Source organism: Parasphingorhabdus sp. (assembly GCF_036963705.1).
Classification (GTDB): domain Bacteria; phylum Pseudomonadota; class Alphaproteobacteria; order Sphingomonadales; family Sphingomonadaceae; genus Parasphingorhabdus.
Genome location: NZ_JBALUT010000016.1, coordinates 21675 through 40386 on the forward strand (window position 1 = coordinate 21675; position 18712 = coordinate 40386).

General features: G+C 56.4%; 16 protein-coding genes and 1 tRNA gene. 5 read left to right on the forward strand and 12 right to left on the reverse strand.

Annotated elements, in window-relative coordinates:
- Nucleotides 1–4 precede the first annotated feature (4 nt).
- Nucleotides 5–793, reverse strand: a complete 789-nt coding sequence (locus V7680_RS05765; RefSeq protein WP_335652338.1) for a 2-keto-4-pentenoate hydratase — start codon at nt 791–793, stop codon at nt 5–7.
- A 182-nt stretch (nt 794–975) separates the two neighbouring features.
- On the opposite strand from V7680_RS05765, the gene V7680_RS05770 reads away from it, so the two are divergent.
- Both V7680_RS05770 and V7680_RS05775 read left to right on the forward strand, forming a co-directional pair.
- Nucleotides 976–2040 (forward strand): LacI family DNA-binding transcriptional regulator, encoded by a 1065-nt coding sequence (locus V7680_RS05770; RefSeq protein WP_335652339.1) that lies wholly within the window; start codon nt 976–978, stop codon nt 2038–2040.
- Entirely contained in the window at nt 2037–3560 is a 1524-nt protein-coding gene (locus V7680_RS05775) for a UxaA family hydrolase (RefSeq protein ID WP_335652340.1), read from the forward strand. The genes V7680_RS05770 and V7680_RS05775 overlap by 4 nt, the downstream gene beginning before the upstream one ends.
- Before the next feature lie 3 nt (nt 3561–3563).
- Here the strand turns inward: V7680_RS05775 and V7680_RS05780 are convergent, their stop codons facing one another.
- Nucleotides 3564–5192 carry a family 43 glycosylhydrolase gene (locus tag V7680_RS05780; protein WP_335652341.1) on the reverse strand — a complete coding sequence of 543 codons (1629 nt, stop codon included), beginning with the start codon at nt 5190–5192 and terminating at the stop codon, nt 3564–3566.
- Nucleotides 5193–5288: 96 nt separating this feature from the next.
- Nucleotides 5289–8093: a TonB-dependent receptor gene (locus V7680_RS05785; protein WP_335652342.1), complete on the reverse strand. Its 2805-nt coding sequence runs from the start codon at nt 8091–8093 to the stop codon at nt 5289–5291.
- A gap of 241 nt (nt 8094–8334) precedes the next feature.
- Here V7680_RS05785 and V7680_RS05790 point away from each other — a divergent pair, with 241 nt between their 5' ends.
- Nucleotides 8335–9714, forward strand: coding sequence for a pectate lyase family protein (locus tag V7680_RS05790; RefSeq protein ID WP_335652343.1), 1380 nt, complete (start codon nt 8335–8337; stop codon nt 9712–9714).
- Between the two features lie 24 nt (nt 9715–9738).
- On the forward strand, nt 9739–10758 hold the full coding sequence (locus V7680_RS05795; RefSeq protein ID WP_335652344.1) for an alpha/beta hydrolase: 1020 nt from the start codon (nt 9739–9741) through the stop codon (nt 10756–10758).
- 19 nt (nt 10759–10777) lie between these two features.
- On the opposite strand, the gene V7680_RS05800 is transcribed toward V7680_RS05795, so the two are convergent.
- The 5 genes from V7680_RS05800 to V7680_RS05820 all read right to left on the reverse strand — a co-directional run bounded on the left by V7680_RS05800 (nt 10778) and on the right by V7680_RS05820 (nt 14860).
- A complete protein-coding gene (locus V7680_RS05800) occupies nt 10778–11299 on the reverse strand; it encodes a PepSY domain-containing protein (protein ID WP_335652345.1) in 522 nt (173 codons plus the stop codon).
- An 18-nt stretch (nt 11300–11317) separates the two neighbouring features.
- Complete coding sequence (locus tag V7680_RS05805) at nt 11318–12856, reverse strand: carboxylesterase/lipase family protein (RefSeq protein WP_335652346.1); 1539 nt, start codon at nt 12854–12856, stop codon at nt 11318–11320.
- Nucleotides 12834–13604, reverse strand: a complete 771-nt coding sequence (gene kduD / locus V7680_RS05810) for a 2-dehydro-3-deoxy-D-gluconate 5-dehydrogenase KduD (protein ID WP_335652347.1) — start codon at nt 13602–13604, stop codon at nt 12834–12836. The genes V7680_RS05805 and kduD overlap by 23 nt, the downstream gene beginning before the upstream one ends.
- Nucleotides 13601–14437 carry a 5-dehydro-4-deoxy-D-glucuronate isomerase gene (gene kduI / locus V7680_RS05815; RefSeq protein WP_335652348.1) on the reverse strand — a complete coding sequence of 279 codons (837 nt, stop codon included), beginning with the start codon at nt 14435–14437 and terminating at the stop codon, nt 13601–13603. Before kduI ends, kduD begins: the two co-directional genes overlap by 4 nt.
- A 331-nt stretch (nt 14438–14768) precedes the next feature.
- Nucleotides 14769–14860: transfer RNA gene (locus V7680_RS05820), tRNA-Ser, on the reverse strand.
- 220 nt (nt 14861–15080) lie between these two features.
- On the opposite strand from V7680_RS05820, the gene V7680_RS05825 reads away from it, so the two are divergent.
- Nucleotides 15081–15875 carry a DUF1134 domain-containing protein gene (locus tag V7680_RS05825; protein ID WP_335652349.1) on the forward strand — a complete coding sequence of 265 codons (795 nt, stop codon included), beginning with the start codon at nt 15081–15083 and terminating at the stop codon, nt 15873–15875.
- A gap of 43 nt (nt 15876–15918) precedes the next feature.
- On the opposite strand, the gene V7680_RS05830 is transcribed toward V7680_RS05825, so the two are convergent.
- From V7680_RS05830 to V7680_RS05845, 4 genes are all read right to left on the reverse strand, one after another.
- A complete protein-coding gene (locus V7680_RS05830; protein WP_335652350.1) occupies nt 15919–16527 on the reverse strand; it encodes a riboflavin synthase in 609 nt (202 codons plus the stop codon).
- Between the two features lie 31 nt (nt 16528–16558).
- Complete coding sequence (gene ribD / locus V7680_RS05835; RefSeq protein WP_335652351.1) at nt 16559–17509, reverse strand: bifunctional diaminohydroxyphosphoribosylaminopyrimidine deaminase/5-amino-6-(5-phosphoribosylamino)uracil reductase RibD; 951 nt, start codon at nt 17507–17509, stop codon at nt 16559–16561.
- A gap of 23 nt (nt 17510–17532) precedes the next feature.
- Entirely contained in the window at nt 17533–17940 is a 408-nt protein-coding gene (locus V7680_RS05840) for a hypothetical protein (protein ID WP_335652352.1), read from the reverse strand.
- 96 nt (nt 17941–18036) lie between these two features.
- Nucleotides 18037–18699 carry an energy transducer TonB gene (locus tag V7680_RS05845; RefSeq protein WP_335652353.1) on the reverse strand — a complete coding sequence of 221 codons (663 nt, stop codon included), beginning with the start codon at nt 18697–18699 and terminating at the stop codon, nt 18037–18039.
- Between the last annotated feature and the right edge of the window lie 13 nt (nt 18700–18712).

An 18712-nucleotide genomic window follows, 5' to 3' on the forward strand; every position in this document is an offset into this window, starting at 1 on the left:
CGCGTCAGGTTGCTCTGACTTTGACGACCACTTCAAGTTCTTCGCCAAAACAGGCCTTGACCGTCTGCCCGCCCGTCACCTCGTGAACTCCGGTGATTGCACCGGCCGAAACCCATGTCCCGGGAGCAGCTTCTATGCCCCTTCGTTTGAGTTCTTTGAGAAGAAACACCACCGAACCAAATGGTCCGTCTAGCATGTTGCTCATCCTGTCTGCACCGACCGTGCTGCCGTTTATCTGCAAACTGACAGGCATCGAAAGGAGATCGGCATGGCGCCAGTCTGGCAGCGCGGGACCGAGAACAATCCCCTTGTTATTACCAAAATCCGATACCGTTACTGCCGCGCCAAATTCATTAATTCCGGGAAAAGGCGAGCTGGCAATTTCCACCCCGACACGGACATCATCAATATGATCGGCGATCGTATCGAGGCTGATTTCACCATCCGGCACGGAAGCAATGCGCAGCAATATTTCTGCCTCTGCCGCAGCAAAGCCTTTTCCGAAAATGGGCATGACCGGGACATGACCGTCCAGGGCATCGACTATTTCATCGACAAAAATCGGACCCGCCAGTCGCTTTGCATTATATTTTGCAACCTGCTCTCCGGGTATACGGCCGACTTTCCATCCGCCGATCCTTCGCCCGTCGAGCGCTATCGCCAGATCCTGGATGGCATAGCCTTCTTCCATCGTCTGAGGAATTTCGCCGGGGTATGAATGCACGATGGTGCTGGCCTTACGTGCTTCAACGAAGACCGCCGCGATATGTTGATGACCGGAATTTGTCCTCATGACTGCAATTTTCCTTATCCTTGAAATTCCCTAATAGACACCGGTGTCAAAAACAAGTTTATTTCTCTGGAGGCCATTGCTTTTTTGCTGTCCGCAGGCCAATAATGAATGCCAACGGAGCTGCATCGACAATCAAGGCTGTTTGTGCGTCCAACATTGGAAAACGAACGGACATAATCCTGATGCCCCAAAAAACTGACCGTTCCTCGTCCAAGCAGCCCACCATCAATGATGTTGCTGCGCTCGCCGGCGTCTCAAAGAAAACGGTCAGTCGGGTCATAAACAACTCGGCTCTGATCAGCGACAAGACCCGGAAGAATGTTCAAGAGGTTATTGCCAGTCTCGGATTTGTTCCAAATCCACAGGCGCGGGCCCTTGCGTTCCGGCGCAATTTCCTGATCGCGCTTCTGCACGACAATCCGAATGCCCAGACGGTGCTGAATTTTCAAAATGGTGTGCTGGATGCAATCAAGGACAGTGATCTTGCGCTGCTGGTTCGTCCGATTGATCGCGGGTCTTCAGACATGCTGGAGGATGTGCGGATCTTTCTCGAAAAACAAAGACCGATCGGCGCGTTGTTATTGCCACCAATATCCGAAAATGACGATTTGACCGCATTGTGCCAGTCACTGGGCGTCCGCTATGTCAGGATCGGTTCGACCGCGCTCGATGAACCCGGAAAATGCGTATCATCAAATGACCGGGAAGTGGTCGCCGAAGCGTGCCGTAAATTGATCGAAATGGGACATAGAAGGATCGGGTTTGTACGCGGGCCAGAGGGATTTCGGTCAGCCAGAGAACGCGAGTTGGGATTTCTGGATGCATTGCATTCCGCCGACCTGACGCTGGCAGACGAACTTTGTGTCAAAGGCAATTACCGGATAGATTCGGGAACCGAGGCCGCCCACAAATTATTGTCACTTGCGAACCGGCCAACGGCGATTTTTGCAAGCAATGACGAGATGGCGGCTGGCGTGATGCAAGTCGCGCTCGGCCTGGGTATCAAGGTCCCGGAGCAGCTGTCGATCATCGGCTTTGATGACTCACCCACCGCCACCCATATCTGGCCCCGGCTTACCACTGTGCGTTGGCCGATAAGGGAAATGGGTTCTCACTCCGCCCACATGCTGGTCTCCGACTTCCTGCCACCGGTCGAGGGTATCGATCAACCGGAATATGCAATGCTCCCTTCCCGTTTCGTCGAACGCCAATCGGTGGCGCCGCCCGCAACCGACAAGGGTGAATGACCGGCTCGGCTGTCACGGACCATGATCCAGCGGCAGCGCCTCTGGCTCTGCAAATCGATGAATCCGATAATGTCGCGACGATGCTCGCCGATGGCCAGGCGGGAGACGCGATTTTTCTCGCCGGCGGGCAGATAGGCTTGCGCTCGGACGTTGCTAAGGGTCACAAGCTTGCTATCCGCCCTATCGCTGCCGGGACGAACATAATAAAATATGGCTTTCCGATTGGACTGGCCACCGCCGATATTGCAGCGGGCGAACATGTCCACAGCCACAATCTGAAAAGCGGACTGTCAGCGACCGATAGCTATGAATATCACGCGGCTTCTGCCGCGAAGCCAGAGCCACCACTAATCCTCCCAATGTTTCGCGGATATCAGCGCGCCGACGGCCGGGTTGGCACACGAAACGAGATATGGATCATTCCAAGCGTCGGCTGTGTCGGCAATCTGGCAGAGCGGATCGCTCGCAAGGCAGAAGTCCGATATGCAGGAAAAGTCGACGCGGTTCGGGCGTTCAAACATCCTTTCGGCTGTTCGCAATTGGGGGAAGACCTCTCGCGCACCAGCAAAATTCTCGCATCGCTGGCTCAGCATCCCAATGCTGGCGGCGTGCTGATGCTCGGCTTGGGTTGCGAGAGCAACCAGCTTGCCCAGATGCTGGCCTTGATTCCAGAAGAACGACGTGGCTCCATCCGCATGATGACCGCTCAGGCAGAAGCGGACGAAATGGAAAGCGCGCTCGCGCTGGTTAATGAACTGGTACAAGCAGCATCCGCCTGTCAGCGAACCGAAGTCCCGCTTTCCACACTGGTGCTGGGCGTCAAATGTGGCGGCTCGGACGGCTTTTCCGGCCTGACCGCCAACCCGCTTGTGGGACGGATGGCCGACCGCGTCGGCAAAGCCGGCGGCAAGGCAATATTGACGGAAATTCCGGAGATATTCGGAGCGGAACAATTGCTGATGAACCGTGCGACGAGCGAAGATATATTCCGGCGCACGGTCAATCTGGTCAATGATTTCAAGTCCTATTTCACCCGCCATGGCGAGGGGCTGAGCGAAAACCCGTCACCCGGTAACATCGCCGGCGGGATCACCACGCTAGAAGAAAAATCGCTCGGCGCGGTGCAAAAGGGTGGTCATGTGCCACTCGTAGATGTGAAACTATACGGGGAACAGGCAGACCGCCCGGGCCTGACCTTGCTCGAGGCACCAGGCAATGATGCGATATCATCAACCGCACTGACGGCTGCCGGAGCAACGATCATTTTATTCACAACAGGACGCGGCACCCCACTCGGCTTTCCGGCACCCACCATAAAAATTGCATCGAACAGCGAATTGGCAAAACGTAAGAAAAACTGGATCGATTTTGACGCCGGTCAGGTTCTCGCCAATGGTTTTGATCAGGCTTCGGATGATTTAATGGCCAAGATATGTGCGGTGGCTTCCGGCGAAGAAACAGCAGCCGAGCGCAATGGTGAGCATGACATCGCGATCTGGAAATCAGGGGTGACGCTGTAAAAACTAAAGCGCCCGGTAAGTGAAGTTGCGAAAGCGCACCTCGCCATCGCCTGCGGAATATAGCGCTGGACGCAGCGACAGAAAATCATAGGCGACATTGTGATGATAGCCGGACAATTCCATCTGCACATCGAATTTCTGCCAGGTCGCACGTTGATCGCTGCTGGTGTGGATGGTCAGAATATTATGGTCGTTGGTGAGCCGGATGCTCAGCTTTGAAATCACCTTAGCCTCCGGTTCGATCTGGCCGGGTATGGCGCCGCGCGGTCGTTGCAAACCGTAGCGGTGCATCATCAGTCCGTCAGCGCCGAAGCCCAGTCCGGCATAAAGACGGCGATTGTAGAATAACAGCATTCCGCCTTCGGCCCCGGGTTCAACCTCGATATCGGCGCTGACCTGATAGGCTTGATCGCCAGCGATACAGCATAGCGGCGAACAATCGGACGGCGTCATTCCTTTTGCCTTGATGATCAGCGCGCCCTTGTCTCGTCTGACACGCTTCGCTTCACCCGGGCCGGGATCATAAAAGGCCCATGTTGTTCCCATCCGGTCAGTGGAGAAATCGTCGGACAATGGCATTCCATGCGGTTGCGCTTCTAGCTCGATCGGCTTGTCCATCGGCTTGGACAGATCCCCACCCTGAGGAACCGGCCAACCATCATCACCCCAGACCACGGGCTCGAGCAGCGCCTGCCGCCCGAGCGTCCAATAGCCGTTTTCATAACCATGATAGAGCATCCACCAATTGCCGCCCGGCCCTTCAAATAATGTAGCGTGGCCGCGCGACCACCATTTTTCGCGCGCTGACTCTGTGCGGATAAGAGGATTTCTGGGACAATCCTCCCACGGGCCGCCTAGCGATTTGCTGCGCGCCATGATCACCATATGTCCGGTGGGCGGGCCGGCGGTTCCGCCGACCGCCGTGGTCATGTACCAATAGTCACCGCGCTGGACGATTTTCGGACCTTCGGGTGCAAATGTTTCGACCACCCACTCTTCGGGATAACGCCACGGATCATAGACATGTTCGACGTCCCCCTCTGTCCGCAAGCCGTCAGCAGACAGGCGAATTCTGTCGCCGCCGGAAAGAAAAAGCCAGCGTTGGCCTTGCTCGTCAACGACATGCTCGGGATCAATATGCAGGGGCAGGTCGAGATCGACCGGATCACTCCACGGGCCTTCGATATGCTCCGCCGATATCACATAAATCGAGCGCTTTTCGGAGTTGCGCGCCGGGATATAGCAAAAGAACCGGCCTTCATGTTTCGCAAGTCCGGGCGCCCATACCGACCCTATCGGCTGCGTAAGTGCAGCAGTCACGGGCCGCCAATTGACCAGATCACGGCTGTGCCAGATCAGCAGACCCGGATATGCATCAAAACTGGAAAAAGTCAGATAATAGTCGTCGCCATCCCGGATAATCGCCGGATCGGGATGGTCACCGGCAAAGACCGGGTTGAGGAAACTTCCATCGCCAAGATCAGCCTTGCGTTGTCCCTCGAAGCCGCGACTCCATTGCATTTCGCCATAAGGATCAAGCGAAGACGTTGCTGCCGAACCCTGAGCCAATAATCTCGTCGGAAACAATGCCGCGACGGCTGCGATTTTCAATGTGTGGCGGCGATCAATCATATGCGCTCTGCTTCGTTGAAAAAAAGGACCGACTCCCTGGAGATTGGAAATCGGTCCTTCGTTTGCGACCCTGTCGACGAATTACTAAACTAGAGCTTACATTTTATAGCGCGCACCAAACATGAAGGTTCGGCCATAATGGTTGTTTTCGTAGTTGCGATTGGCTTCCAGATCGGTGAAGCGATAGCGATAATCGTCAGTCAAATTGCTACCCTCAACCGAAATCTCGAAATTGTCGGTCAACTGATAACGGATCGAAGCATCGACATTGAACGAGCTGCCATAACCTTCAAACACATTGTTGTTGCCGCTCGTGCCATCATTGTAACCGCTACGGTAGGCCACTGAAGATCGCACAGAGAATTTGCCATCATCATAATATGCCGTCGCGTTCCATGCGCGCTTGGCGAGACCAAGCAGCGGCTGCGTGTAGGTCCCGTTTGGTTGAGCAACGAGGCGATTAGTACCGGGATCATAAGCCAGCGGCCCCGAAACACTATATTCGACATCACTTTTTACCAAGGTGAAGTTACCGAGTAAGCCGAAATGTTTCAACGAGTCCGAGAATACGGAGAACGGCAATTGCAGTGAAATTTCCATACCCTTGAGATTTGCTCCCGGGCCGTTGCCGGTTGTCCGGAATTCAAACTGCCGATTGGGGTCTGTTCCAGTAACAATCGCGTCAAAAGCTGGCGTTCCTGGTGTCAGCAGCGAAGTCGGCAAGCCACTGGATGCGTAGGTTCCCTGTAACGATGTCGAAATCGGGAAGCTGACAATATCTTTCGAGAATAGTGCGATAGAAACAATCGCTCCCGGAGCAAAATACCATTCAGCCGCCACATCATAGGTCGTTGCCCGATACGGATCCAGGAATGGATTGCCCGAGCTGATCTTGAAGTTGAACGGATCGATCGATCCCCCCGGTGTGAGACTGCCAAGCGTTGGCCGCGTAATGACCTTGGCGATCGCACCGCGCAGGATGATATTGTCCGCGGGGAAGAAATTGACGTTGAAAGATGGCAACCAGTCATCATAGCTGCGTTTCACAGTCACGAAGGTGCCGTCGGTAAAACCGGACGATGACTGGTTCGTCTTCGCATAGCGTACGCCGGCATTACCGGTCATCCTCATCCCGAAAACACTGCTTTCGAAATTGGTCATGAACCAGCCACCTTTGGTTTTTTCGGTGACAGAACGTTGTTCGCCCTGCTGAAGAACCCCGGGTATATTGTACAGGTCGACAAAAGCCGTCCCTGCCGCCAGATCCGGAACGATCCAGCTATTGGTATTTCCGGCCGGTTGACCAGCATCACCCAGGTTGAAAGTCTGGGAAAGTGCGTCCGTTACCGGCGCGCCATAAGCCCCGGGTGCGCAAGTGAATGCGGAGCAATATTGGTTGTCCCGCCGGAAGCCGATCGTATCAAAGTCGAACTCACGATAGAACCCGCCAGCCAGAAGCTGGAAGCCCTCGGTGACATCCCATTCGAAATCGCCTGATACGGTTTTGAACTTGTTGGTCAGGAACGAAGGTCGGTCACGGAATTCTGCAAGTTGGAATGCAGCCGGATCCGTTATTCCCGGGCCGAAAGACAAGACCGGCGATTTCATATTGGTATAATCGTAGCTGTAACCTGTCGCGTCGCGATCATCGAATGCGAGCGTGGTTTCGACCGGGATATCGGCTTTGGATTTCGAAAATCCGCCGAGTAAATTGATCCTGAAATTGTCCGTCAACGCTTGCTCGATCTTGGCGGAGACCTGATGAAATTCGGTCTCGCTTTCGCGTGAATAGCGTTCTGTCCGCACATAGACATTGTCGAGATCCGCGGAGATCAAATTGTTGTTGGCATCGATCGTATAGTTGGAGATATCGATGGTGCGCTCGTTGCTGCGCGCCAATACTTCTCCCCAATATTCGTCACGGGTTTCCTTGAAATTGGAATAGAGACCATCGATCGAAATCTTGGTGCTGTCAGTAGGCTCCCATTGCAGCGAAGCGGTCGCGCCTAGCCGTTCACGGTCATGGCTGACCAGACCATAGCGCGGAATTCGCGGATGGAAAGCTTCTGCAACTTCGATGCAGGCAGCAGAAGGGTTGGCGATAAAATTGGACCCGGACATGCAGGTCACTCCGTCGACGCTGCGAAACGGTGCCTGTGCCCAACGGACCGTGTTGTTGCCAAGCTCTTCGGTGGTATATTTTGACCAAGCCACCGATGCCGAGACACCAAAGGTCTGATCCGCATTGGACCAGGCAACCAAACCGGCAAGGCGCGGCGACAATTCTTTCGACAGGTCATTGTAACGGCCCTGTGCGGATGCCACCAGAGTGAGGCCGTCTTTGCCCCCAAGCGGATTTCCCGTGTTCAAATCAACCACTGCGCCCAGCGAGCCTTCATCAAGCGATGCCGATGCCGTCTTGTGGACAACAAGCGAGGAAAAAAGCTCTGAGGCAAACACGTTAAAGTCAAAGGCGCGGTCGCGGTTTGCAGAAGCGCCATCGGTTGAAGTCGCGATTGTTTCCATCCCGTTCAGGCGTACCCGGGTAAATTGCGCCCCCAGGCCGCGAACGGTAATTGCCCGTCCTTCGCCAGCATCCCTCTGGATCGAAATGCCAGGGATACGCTGCAACGATTCGGCCAGGTTTTGATCGGGAAATTTGGCAATATCTTCCGCAACAATGACATCGATCGCTGCCGTGCTGTTGCGTTTTTCATCCAGCGCCTTGTCGAGCGAGGCGCGAAAACCGGTAACGACGATCACATCCCCTGCGGAGGCTGCTTCATCCGCTGCATCTTCGTCTTGCGCAAATGCTGGCGTAGCAGTCAGAGCTGCTAGAGAAACACTGCCAACCAGCTTGATCAGGCAGCGAGAGCGCTCATGTCCAAAATTGTTTTTCATCTTAATTTCCTCCCAAAAATTCTTTAAAATTCCGTCATGCTCGCCAAAATGACACCGGTTACTCTCCGAGTCAAAAAAACAGCTGACAGGTTGCTACATAATTTTCAGAAAAGTGGAACCAATTGGTCATGCCTCTCCTCCATTCACGCTAATTTCAATCCGGCTTTATGTGGTAACCGGTGTCATTCTTATTGCTGCTTCTGAAAACTTATGTCAAGGGAGAATTATTGGGAGAGAAAAAATGATCAAAAAACTGATGCTATTATCACTCACATTGGCAGGGATTACCGTCCTGCAGCCGTCGCATGCAACCGCGCAAGACAGTTCCGCCTTTCCCGGTGCTGTAGGCCCGGCCGCACAAACCAGAGGCGGGGCCGGTGGCAAAATCGTCCGGGTTACGACGCTCGCCCCGGATGGTCCGGGGTCGCTAAAAGCGGCTATCGCGCAAAATGGTCCGCGAATCATCGTCTTCGAAGTTGCCGGTGTCATCGACATGGGCAGGAACAATCTGACCATTGACGAACCTTATGTCACGATTGCCGGCCAGACCGCGCCAGGGCCCGGTATCACAATCATCAAAAGCGGCATCGACGTCAGAACCCATGACGTGATCATCCGTCATTTGCGCGTCTATACCGGTGTTGACGGACAACCCAAACGCAGCGGGTGGGAGGCAGACGCTTTTTCAACCGTGAGCGCCCGCAATGTAATCGTCGATCAATGCACCTTCCTCTGGGCGATTGATGAAAATATGTCCGCGTCGGGCCCGCGCTTCACCGGCGATACTGTCGAACAATGGCGGCAGGGGACCAGCCGAAACATCACTTTTTCCAACAATCTCGCTGCCGAGGGTCTGGCCGATGCCAGCCATCCCAAGGGCGAGCACAGCAAGGGATCGCTGATCCACGACAATGCCACCGGCATCGTCTTCTATCGCAATCTCTGGGCGCATAATGTCGAACGCAATCCGCTTTTGAAAGGCGGCGCGCAGGGGCTGATGGTCAATAACGTCATTTATAATCCCGGCCATCGTGCGGTGCACTATAATCTGATGAACCTCGAATGGGCGGGGCATGAATATGTGACCGGAGAGATTACCGCGATCGGCAATGTCATGCGTGGCGGTAATGATACCAACGAAGGATTGCCGTTCCTGATGCTTGGCGGCGATGGCGACCTGAAATATTATGGCCGGGACAATCTGGCTGTAGACCGGCATGGCAAGGCGCTGCCGATGTTCGGCCGATATGGTGAAACGCAAGCCAGGCTGGTCACAGTGAAACAACCAATGGCATCGACTGACGATATGCGCATCCTGCCCGCACGCGATGTCGAAACGTCGGTGCTGGCAAGCGTCGGCGCCAGACCATGGGCGCGCGACAGTGAGGAAACCCGGATATTGTTCTTTGTCGCGGAAGGCCGCGGCGACATCATCGATGACGAAAACGAGGTCAGCGCTTATCCCGAAGTGACCGAGCCCGTGCGCGCGGTATTCGATGAAAGCCTGTGGGATCTGGCGACGATGGAACCCCTGTCTGGACGATATCCCGGACAGACCGGCCCGGCCCCGACGGAAAATCTGAGCGAACGCGACGCGGCGATGCGCGGAACCGGAAAATGAGCGTGCAGGGAGCGCCATAAGATCATGGCGCTCGATCGACGAACATTGTTGAGCGGCTCATTGACCGGTCTCGTCGTCACCGCAAGCGACGGTCTGGCGGCTTCAAGGACAACGGCGACTGATGCTGATTGTCGGGGCAATTCAGAGTGGAACCGGCCCGTCGCGGTGCGCCCGGATGAAAGCCTGTTTCTGTGGCCGGACGACGCCTTTGACATCCCGGTCGGCCTCGCCGAAGAAATGCTCCAGCGCAGCGATGATCCGCTGGCAAGTGACCGGATCGTACAGAATATCGCCAGACCGCGTCTTGATATTTTTCGGTCAGCGCAACCCAATGGCGCGGCGGTGATCATCGCGCCGGGCGGGGGATATCGCTACTGCGTGGTCGACAAGGAAGGCTATGAACTGGCGCGGTTGCTGCGGGACCGCGGAACCACGGTTTATATTCTATTCTATCGCTTGCCTGCGGATGGCTGGAGCAACGGCAAAGATGTGCCGCTGGCAGACGCCCAGCGTGCGGTTCGGCTAGTCCGAAGTCGTGCGGAGGTGGACGGAATCGATCCGGAGCGGATCGTCTTTACCGGGTTCTCCGCGGGTGGGCATGTTGCCGCCAGCCTGCTGACGCGCTTTGATGCTCGGGTTTATGATCCAGTAGATATTGCGGACGCGGCTCCCGCCCGCCCTGATGCACTGGTTGCGATTTATCCGGTCGTATCGATGGATCCGGCGATCGCCCATATCGGCAGCCGCGACCGGCTGATCGGTGCAAACCCGGATGCCGTCCTAAACGCTCTTTATTCCCCCGAGCAGAATGTCCGCAAGGATATGCCGCCGCTGTTTCTGCTCCATGCCGAGGATGACGATGTCGTTCCCGTCGCCAACAGCAAGCGTTTGCACCAAGCTGCCAGCGAGACCGGAACGCCCGTCGAGGCCCATTATTTTGAAATGGGCGGACATGGCTTTGGACTGATGAAAACCGCTGGATTGCCGGTTGCTATCTGGCCGGAGCTTCTATGGAACTGGATGGGCGCACAGAAGCTGCTCTGAGCGCCCATCCCGCTTGCTATCAATATTTCCAACGTTCGGTGAGCATTTTCGCGTTGCCGTCTTTCACGGCAATTTCAGCAGATGGTTCTTTCGGATTGCCGTCCTGAAACAACTCGTAGATGACCGTTCCGTCACGCTGCAGGCTCTCGATCACCCGCACCGGCGTGAAAAGGCCTGCCGGCGCTGCGGCACGAGCATTTTCAGGGACATCGGCCCAGGCCAGATCGCGTTGTACCTCAACCACCACATAGGCGCCGTTTTCCTCCAGCATATCCAGCTCGACCTCGCTGCCATCGGGCCGTGTCCCTTCCACGTCGTAGAAGACCATGCCGTCGCGCTCTTTCCGCTCGGCCTCGCTGATCACCATCCCTGGGATTTCTGCCAGCGCAGCAGACCGCACCCCATCAGGAATATCATCGACTTGGGTGATCGTGGCTTCCGGGCCGGCGTCCAGTATCGCCGGCTGGTCGGTGTTATTGTCCTGCTTTGAACAAGCGGCCAGCATTGCGCAGCCCATTGCAATCGGAATCATATATTTCATCGTCTCTCTCCTGTCATTTCAACTTCCTGGCTGGATATAGGGCACGGTCGCAAACAGCTCCCGTTCCCATTTTCGCGGATCGCGCTCGACCCGGCTATCTTCATCGAAAATCATCGTCTTGCGCATCGCCATGTCATAGGGCGCCCAACCGGGATTACCGGTGCGGGCGAAGGCAACAAATGCGTCCATCAAACGATCACTCATCGCCCGTTGCGCAGCCGTGGGGTCGGCGACTGTCCCGAAAGACAGGGCAATATCATCGGTATGTTTGGCCTGCTCGAAATCAAGCTGGTACACAAAAGTCCGGTCCGCAACTGGCGGTCCTGCCTTTGTCCGCGCTTCGGCTTCCTCAACCTGACCGCGCCAGCTGCGCGCGGCGGTAACGATGCGGTGGAACAGTTCGAGAGGTCTGGCTTCGGGATAGCGGGCACGAAATTGTGCCACTACCCAGTCGGGCCGGATATCGACCCGCATTTGCGGTCCGATCCGCTCGGCCAGATTATCCATGGTCAGGCCTGCAATCGGCGGCTTGTCCGGATTGTAAAAAGCGCGCGTCTCCATGATCGTGTTGCCGAGCATCATCGGGATATGATTGGATTGCGGAGCGGCATCGGGCCAGAAAGGGTGCCGCATCAAATGCTGCATATCCAGCACCGGCCCCATGTAGACACCGCCACCTAGAACTGGATCGATCGCGGAAAGCGCCTCTATCAATTGCTCGATCGGCGCCGTTGCCGGATCGACATTTTCGCCGAGCGCCCTGAGAAAGGCCTGCATACGCTTTGTCGCGTTGTGCGGCCCTGAAGCCGTTACCTGCTGGCCCGACATTGTGATCGCTTTGTGGAACAGACCCTTTGCTGCGGGCATGGCCATCAGTGTTGCAATCTTAGCGCCGCCACCCGACTGGCCGAACACAGTGATATTGCCGGGATCACCGCCGAATGACGCGATGTTGCGCTGGACCCATTGCAACGCGACAATCAGGTCCAGTTGCCCGTTGTTGCCGCTGTCCGGAAAACGCTCGGGCATATAGAGATAGCCCAGCGCATTAAGCCGGTGGTTAACGGTAACAACGACCACGTCGCCGCCCGCCGCCAGATTCGTGCCGTCATTGACCGGATCGGTCACGCTACCGGTCGCATAGGCACCGCCATGGAAATAGACCATGACCGGCCGTGCCTTTTTTGAGTCAGCAGCGGGTGACCAGACGTTGAGGAACAGGCAGTCCTCCGATTGCGGCTGGTATCTAACGCCGGCTTGCGGGCACGCCGGACCAAATCCACCGCCCGCCGCCTGTTCCGCGCTGATGACCGGCTGCGGTGCCCGAAACCGTTCCGCTCGCGCATAGTGGATGCCGGCAAAGCGCCTGGCCTTGATTGTTACCTTGTCGACCGGGTCATGTTGGAAGCTCCCCAGATAGCGCCCCGCCGGCGCATATATGGTGGGAGGCGATAGTGTCGTAGCATGGACGCCGCCAGTGGTCAGGGCAAAGGCCCCGATCCCGCCAAGTACGGCTCGGCGGGTCGGGCGAAATCTAGCGTGCGAGCCAGCCACCATCGACCGCTAATATGTGCCCCTGCACATAGTTGGACGCGCCTGACGACAGGAAGACAGCCGCTCCGCCCAGATCCCCGGGATCGCCCCAGCGGCCCGCCGGTATCCGCTCCATGATCTGCCGGTTGCGGCGTTCATCGGATTGCAGGGCAGCGGTGTTGTTGGTCGCGATATAGCCCGGGGCGATGGCGTTGACGCAAACTCCCTTGGAGGCCCATTCATTGGCCAGCAACTTGGTCAGCCCGCCCACGCCCGATTTGGACGCGGTGTAGCTGGGCACGCGTATGCCGCCCTGAAAGGTCAGCATCGAGGCGATATTGATGATCTTGCCGATGCGGCCGTCCGCCTCGTGCGCCGCAATCATCTCGCGCCCAGCGGCCTGGCACAGGAAAAACAGGCTTTTGAGATTGGTGTCGATCACCGCGTCCCAGTCCTCTTCGGTGAAATCGACCGCGTCGTTGCGTCGGATGATCCCGGCGTTGTTGACCAGGATATCGATACTTCCGAATTTCTCTTTCGTCTCGTCGATGATCCGGTCGACCGGCTCGATGGTTGAGAGATCGGCAGAGATGATTTCCGCCTGACGGCCAAGCGCCCGTGCTTTCTCGACCGTCTCGGTCGCTGGCGACCGGCCAACCGCCGCGATATTGGCACCGGCTTCGGCAAGCGCCAGAGCGATGCCCTGACCGATGCCGGTATTGGCACCGGTCACGATAGCGGTCTTCCCGCTCAGATCGAACATATTGGTCATTTCAACTGGCAGATATCCAGGACATTCATGTCGGTATAGTCAAGATTCTCGCCGCCCATCGCCCAGATGAAGGCATATTTCTTGGTCCCCGAACCCATGTGGATCGACCAGGGCGGACTGATCACAGCCTCTTCGTTGGCGATGACAATATGCCGCATGCTTTCCGGCTCGCCCATATAATGGAACACGCGGTCATTTTCTTCCGGCATGTCGAAATACATGTAAATCTCGCTGCGCCGGTCATGCAGATGCGGCGGCATGGTGTTCCATACGCTGCCTTCTTCAAGCACGGTCAGGCCGAGCAGCAGTTGCGCGCTGTCGCAGACGCCCGGGATGACGAGCTGATAAATGGTCCGCTGGTTGGAATTGGCGAGATCGCCGCGTTCGAGCGGATTGGCCTGATCGAGCGTGATATGCTTGATCGGCAATGTCTTGTGTGCGGGCAGCGAAGCGAGATAGAAACGCGCGCCTTGGCCTTCGAACCTAATGTCCTTCGACCCCATCGGAATATAGAGACATTCCTTGTTGCCCATCGCAAAGCTTTCGCCATCGACGGTGATCTTGCCCGCGGTACCGATATTCACTGCGGCCATTTCACGACGCTCGAGGAACGGATGACCTTTGGCCGATTCAGGCTCGGACTGCATCGGCATCTGCAACGGCTCCGCACCCGGAACAGCGCCGCCAATCACAAAGCGCTCGTTATGCGAATAGTTGAGGTTGATCTTGCCATCCTCGAACATGTTGCTGACCAGATGACGGTCGACAAGCGCGTCATTATCCACAGATTCCATCATGTCCGGATGGGTTGCATGGTAGGTTTTCTGAAACATCGCGGATTTTTTCCCTTGTCTATTGGCAGTCGGTCAAAGCATAACTTCTGCGCCTTTCTATGTACCTTGGTAACCGGTGTCAATTTCAATCTTGTTTTTCCGGCAACGGGCGACAGGCCAAAGAGATTACGCAGAATGCGAATATTTTGATATTTGTTCCTGAGCCCAGCAGCTTACGGAATATGAATGGTTGAATACGCCAGTCTCTGGTGTCGACAGCAAATCGAAGGATATAAAACCTGATCGGAGTGAGGATTTGGTGAGAGCCTAAATTTGGACAAATTTTGCAGCCCCGATTAATCTATCTAAATCGACAGACTATATCGGTAAATGGCGGAGACGGAGGGATTCGAACCCTCGAAGGACCGTGAGGCCCTTGCCTCCTTAGCAGGGAGGTGGTTTCAGCCGCTCACCCACGTGTCCACGCAGCTTGGCTAGAGGAGGCGCTATAACCATGGATAGCGCTTGCTGCAACGGGTAAAGTGGACCTCGCAAAATAGCGTCGAAAAACCGGGAAACCGGCCGGTTGCAGCGAGGAGACTCGCACTGCCGCAGAATCGACTCATCTCGTCGTCCGTTCATTGCGTGGTCATGTCCAACAGCCGAGAGCCGTTTCTGGCTGGTAATGGGAAGGAGTTTACCCATGTTACCGTTATATATGAAGAAATCTTTGGGGCTATTCGCTGTTCTGGCGCTCGCCATTGCACCCGTCGCGACGCCCGCATTCGCCCAGGTTCAAACCGTCGATCCCAATGACGTGATCGATGCCGATCTGGCTGCACCGGACTATGATGGCAATTTCGAATCCAGCGCCTCGAGCGCGAGGACTGTCGACGATGCTCCGTATGATGGCGGTTTTGATACTGATATCATCGCACCGACTGGCCCGGCACCAGACACAGCGCAAACCGGTGGTCAGACGTACGGGCCTGCGACAAACCCGGCCGACGACAGCAGTACCTATCAGGACGATGACCTGATCGGAGCGGCCGAAGGCGTCTTTGGCAAGGGCGCGAAAGGTCTCGCCGAGCTGATCGAGGATATTCTCAAAAAGCAGGGCCGGCCCAATGCCTATATCGCCGGACGCGAAGCCAGCGGGGCATTCATTGTCGGGCTGCGCTACGGTTCGGGAAAGCTGTACCACAAGATCGAGGGCGAACGTCCGGTCTACTGGACAGGCCCGTCAATCGGCTTTGATTTTGGCGGCAATGCAGCCAACACCTTTGTCCTGGTCTACAATCTTTATGACAGCGAGGAACTATATCAGCGCTTCCCCGCTGGCGAAGGCGCGGCTTATTTCATCGGCGGCTTCCACGTCAGCTATTTGCGCAGCGGAGACAAGGTTCTGATCCCGGTACGGCTCGGAGCAGGTCTGCGGCTCGGTGCGAATGTCGGCTATATGAAGTTCAGCAAGACGCAGAAGTGGCTGCCATTCTAACCCGTTGATGGAGCAGACTGTCCGTCGGCTGCAGCGTGGCGGCTCAGCCTAACGACCGGACTTTCTCCATTCGCGCCAGATAGCGCGCCAATATATCAATCTCCAGATTGACCGCACGGCCGGGCTTGAGCTCTCCTAGCGTAGTCACCTGAGCGGTATGGGGAATGATATTGAGAGTGAACAGCGCGCCGTCTGCATCGTCGCTGACGGCATTGACCGTAAGCGAAACGCCATCGACCGTGATCGATCCCTTGGCCGCAATGAACGGCGCCAGATCTTTCGATACCCGGATGATAATCTCGCTGGAATCGCCCACAGGCTTAGCTGAAACCACTTCGCCGACACCATCGACATGACCGGTGACAATATGGCCGCCCAGTTCGTCGCCGACCTTGAGCGCGCGCTCGAGATTGAGGCGGCGTCCTGCGGCAAATTGTCCCGATGCGATGCAGGAAATTGTCTCGCCGGACACATCGACCGCAAACCAGTCAGGCCCTTTTTCGACCACGGTCAGGCATATGCCCGAACAGGCTATCGATGCGCCCAGGTCGACATTGTCCATGGCATAGCCACAGGAAATTTTAACGCGGAGATCGCCGCGTTGATCGAGCGATTCTATGGTCCCGATATCTGAAACTATGCCTGTGAACATGGACGATCCTAATTGCTATATTGTCCGGAACCTAGGCGGCGTGCTCGTATATCTCAAGCACATCCTGCCCCAATGGGCGCAGATCGGTGCGCCGCCACCGGCCGTGCGCATCGCCAAGCTTTTCCAGGCCGATGTCACCAACGCCGGACAGTCCGCCGCCAATAATGATCGGAGCACGATAGAGCAACAGCCGGTCAACCAGACCCGCTTTCAGGAAAGAAGCCGCGGTTTTAGCGCCGCCTTCGACGAGCAGCCAGTTGATATCGGAGAGATCGGCGATCGCTGCCGGTTCGGAAATTTGCAACCAATGTTCGGGCAACTCACTGTCACTGCCGAGAATGACCGGTTGCGGAGACCGGTCGGCCAGTCCGTCGATCCGGACGTCGAGGCTGGGCTTGTCGGCCTTGGCAGTGCCGGCGCCGACCAGAATCGCATCGCTCCGCGCCCGCTCGAGATGGGCGTGCGCCCGCGCTCTGTCGCCGGTTATCCACTGGCTGCTGCCATCTGCCATGGCAATACAGCCATCAAGCGACAGTGCCAGTTTGAGAGTGACATAGGGTCGTGCTTTTTCGACCCGGCTGAGGAAGCCGGCCATTGCGCGGCGGGCTTCGACCTCTTTTATGCCAACCGATACGGTTATGCCCGCATCGCCCAGCCGGTCGATCCCTCTGCGCCTTGTGCGTTCGTCGGCATCGAGGGTCGCGACAATCACTCTTTTGGGTTTGGCGTCGATGATCGCATTGCTGCAGGTCGGGCCGCGCGGGCTTTCATGGGCGCAGGGCTCCATGGTTACATATATATCAGCGCCTTTTGCGGATGCGCCAGCCTGGGCCAGCGCCATTTCTTCGGCATGCGGCCGTCCACCGGGCTGGGTCCAGCCGCGCCCGATGACCATACCCTGTTTGACGATGACGCAACCGACATTGGGATTGGCGCCGGTGCGGCCACGCCCGCGCTCGGACAGAGCCAGCGCTATCGCCATAAATTGAGCTTCGCCGGGAGGGTTCAACATTGCAGGTCGGCGGGACGTTCCACCTCGACCTCGCCGCGCGCCAATCGGGCGGCGATTGCTTCGCGCTCGATCTCGTCGACATCCATCCCGGACATCCGACCCAGCGATTTCACCGCTTCGCGCCGCTTGGTTTCCAGTTCGTCCTTGAGACACTGGATTTCCCAGCGGTCTTTCAGGATTTCCTCATCGGTCCGGTCAGCGGTCCAGTTTTCGACATAAATGACCTCTGCCGGTACATAAGTGTACGTATTCACCTTCGGATCGAGCCAGAAAAGAAACAAAATGAACGAGGTACAGGCGATCGCCATTGCCGCCGGGAGCAGGCGCTCTCCCGGTTCACTCTGGCGAAAAACGGCGATCAAGTCGCCAAAACCGCCGGTTACTGATGCATCTTTCCACATTCCCATGTCGTCCAAATAGTGCGGGCACAGCCGGATGACCAGCCCCTCCCGAAAAATAGCGCATGCCCCATCCGGGCTGGTCATCCGGAGTCAGGCTTAACTATTGATTTTAAAGACGACTTTGAGCGCCATCCAGCTTTCAACCGGCTTTCCATCTTTGGTCGCGGGGGTGAAACGCCATTTTCTCAGCGCCTGTTTGCGCGTTGCCGACCAGAAATCCTCATGCGGAGATTTGACCAGTTCGATGTCCTTGACCCGGCCGTCGGGGCCAACCAGCACCCGGACGCTAACTTCGCCTTCCTGTTCGCGGCGCAATAGGCCGACCGGGTAATCCGGTTGAAAATCAGCTGCATAGCGCCTGTTCAGGCTTGCGCCGACGATAACCGGATCTGGCGCAATTTTAATCGGTTCAAGTCGGATTGCTTCGCCGAATCCACCCGACCCGCTTTTGATTTCGACATTGCCATAATTTATGACCGGAACCACTGGATCGGAAATATCCATAATGATCGGCCGGTCAGGCAGCGCCCGGGTTGTTGGCCGCACGATTTCCACTTCCGGCTTTTTATCTTCGATGACCGGTTCAATGGGCTTTTCTGCGGGAATAGGGATCGCCATGATTGTCCCCTTGAATATATCGGGGCCTTCGATCGCGGGCATCGCAATCACCGCGCCGATAATCACCGCATGAACGACTCCGGTCATTATCAACCCTTTGGAACGCGGTGTCTTGTTCTCGTAAACGGAAACATAGCTCATCATCATATCCTCT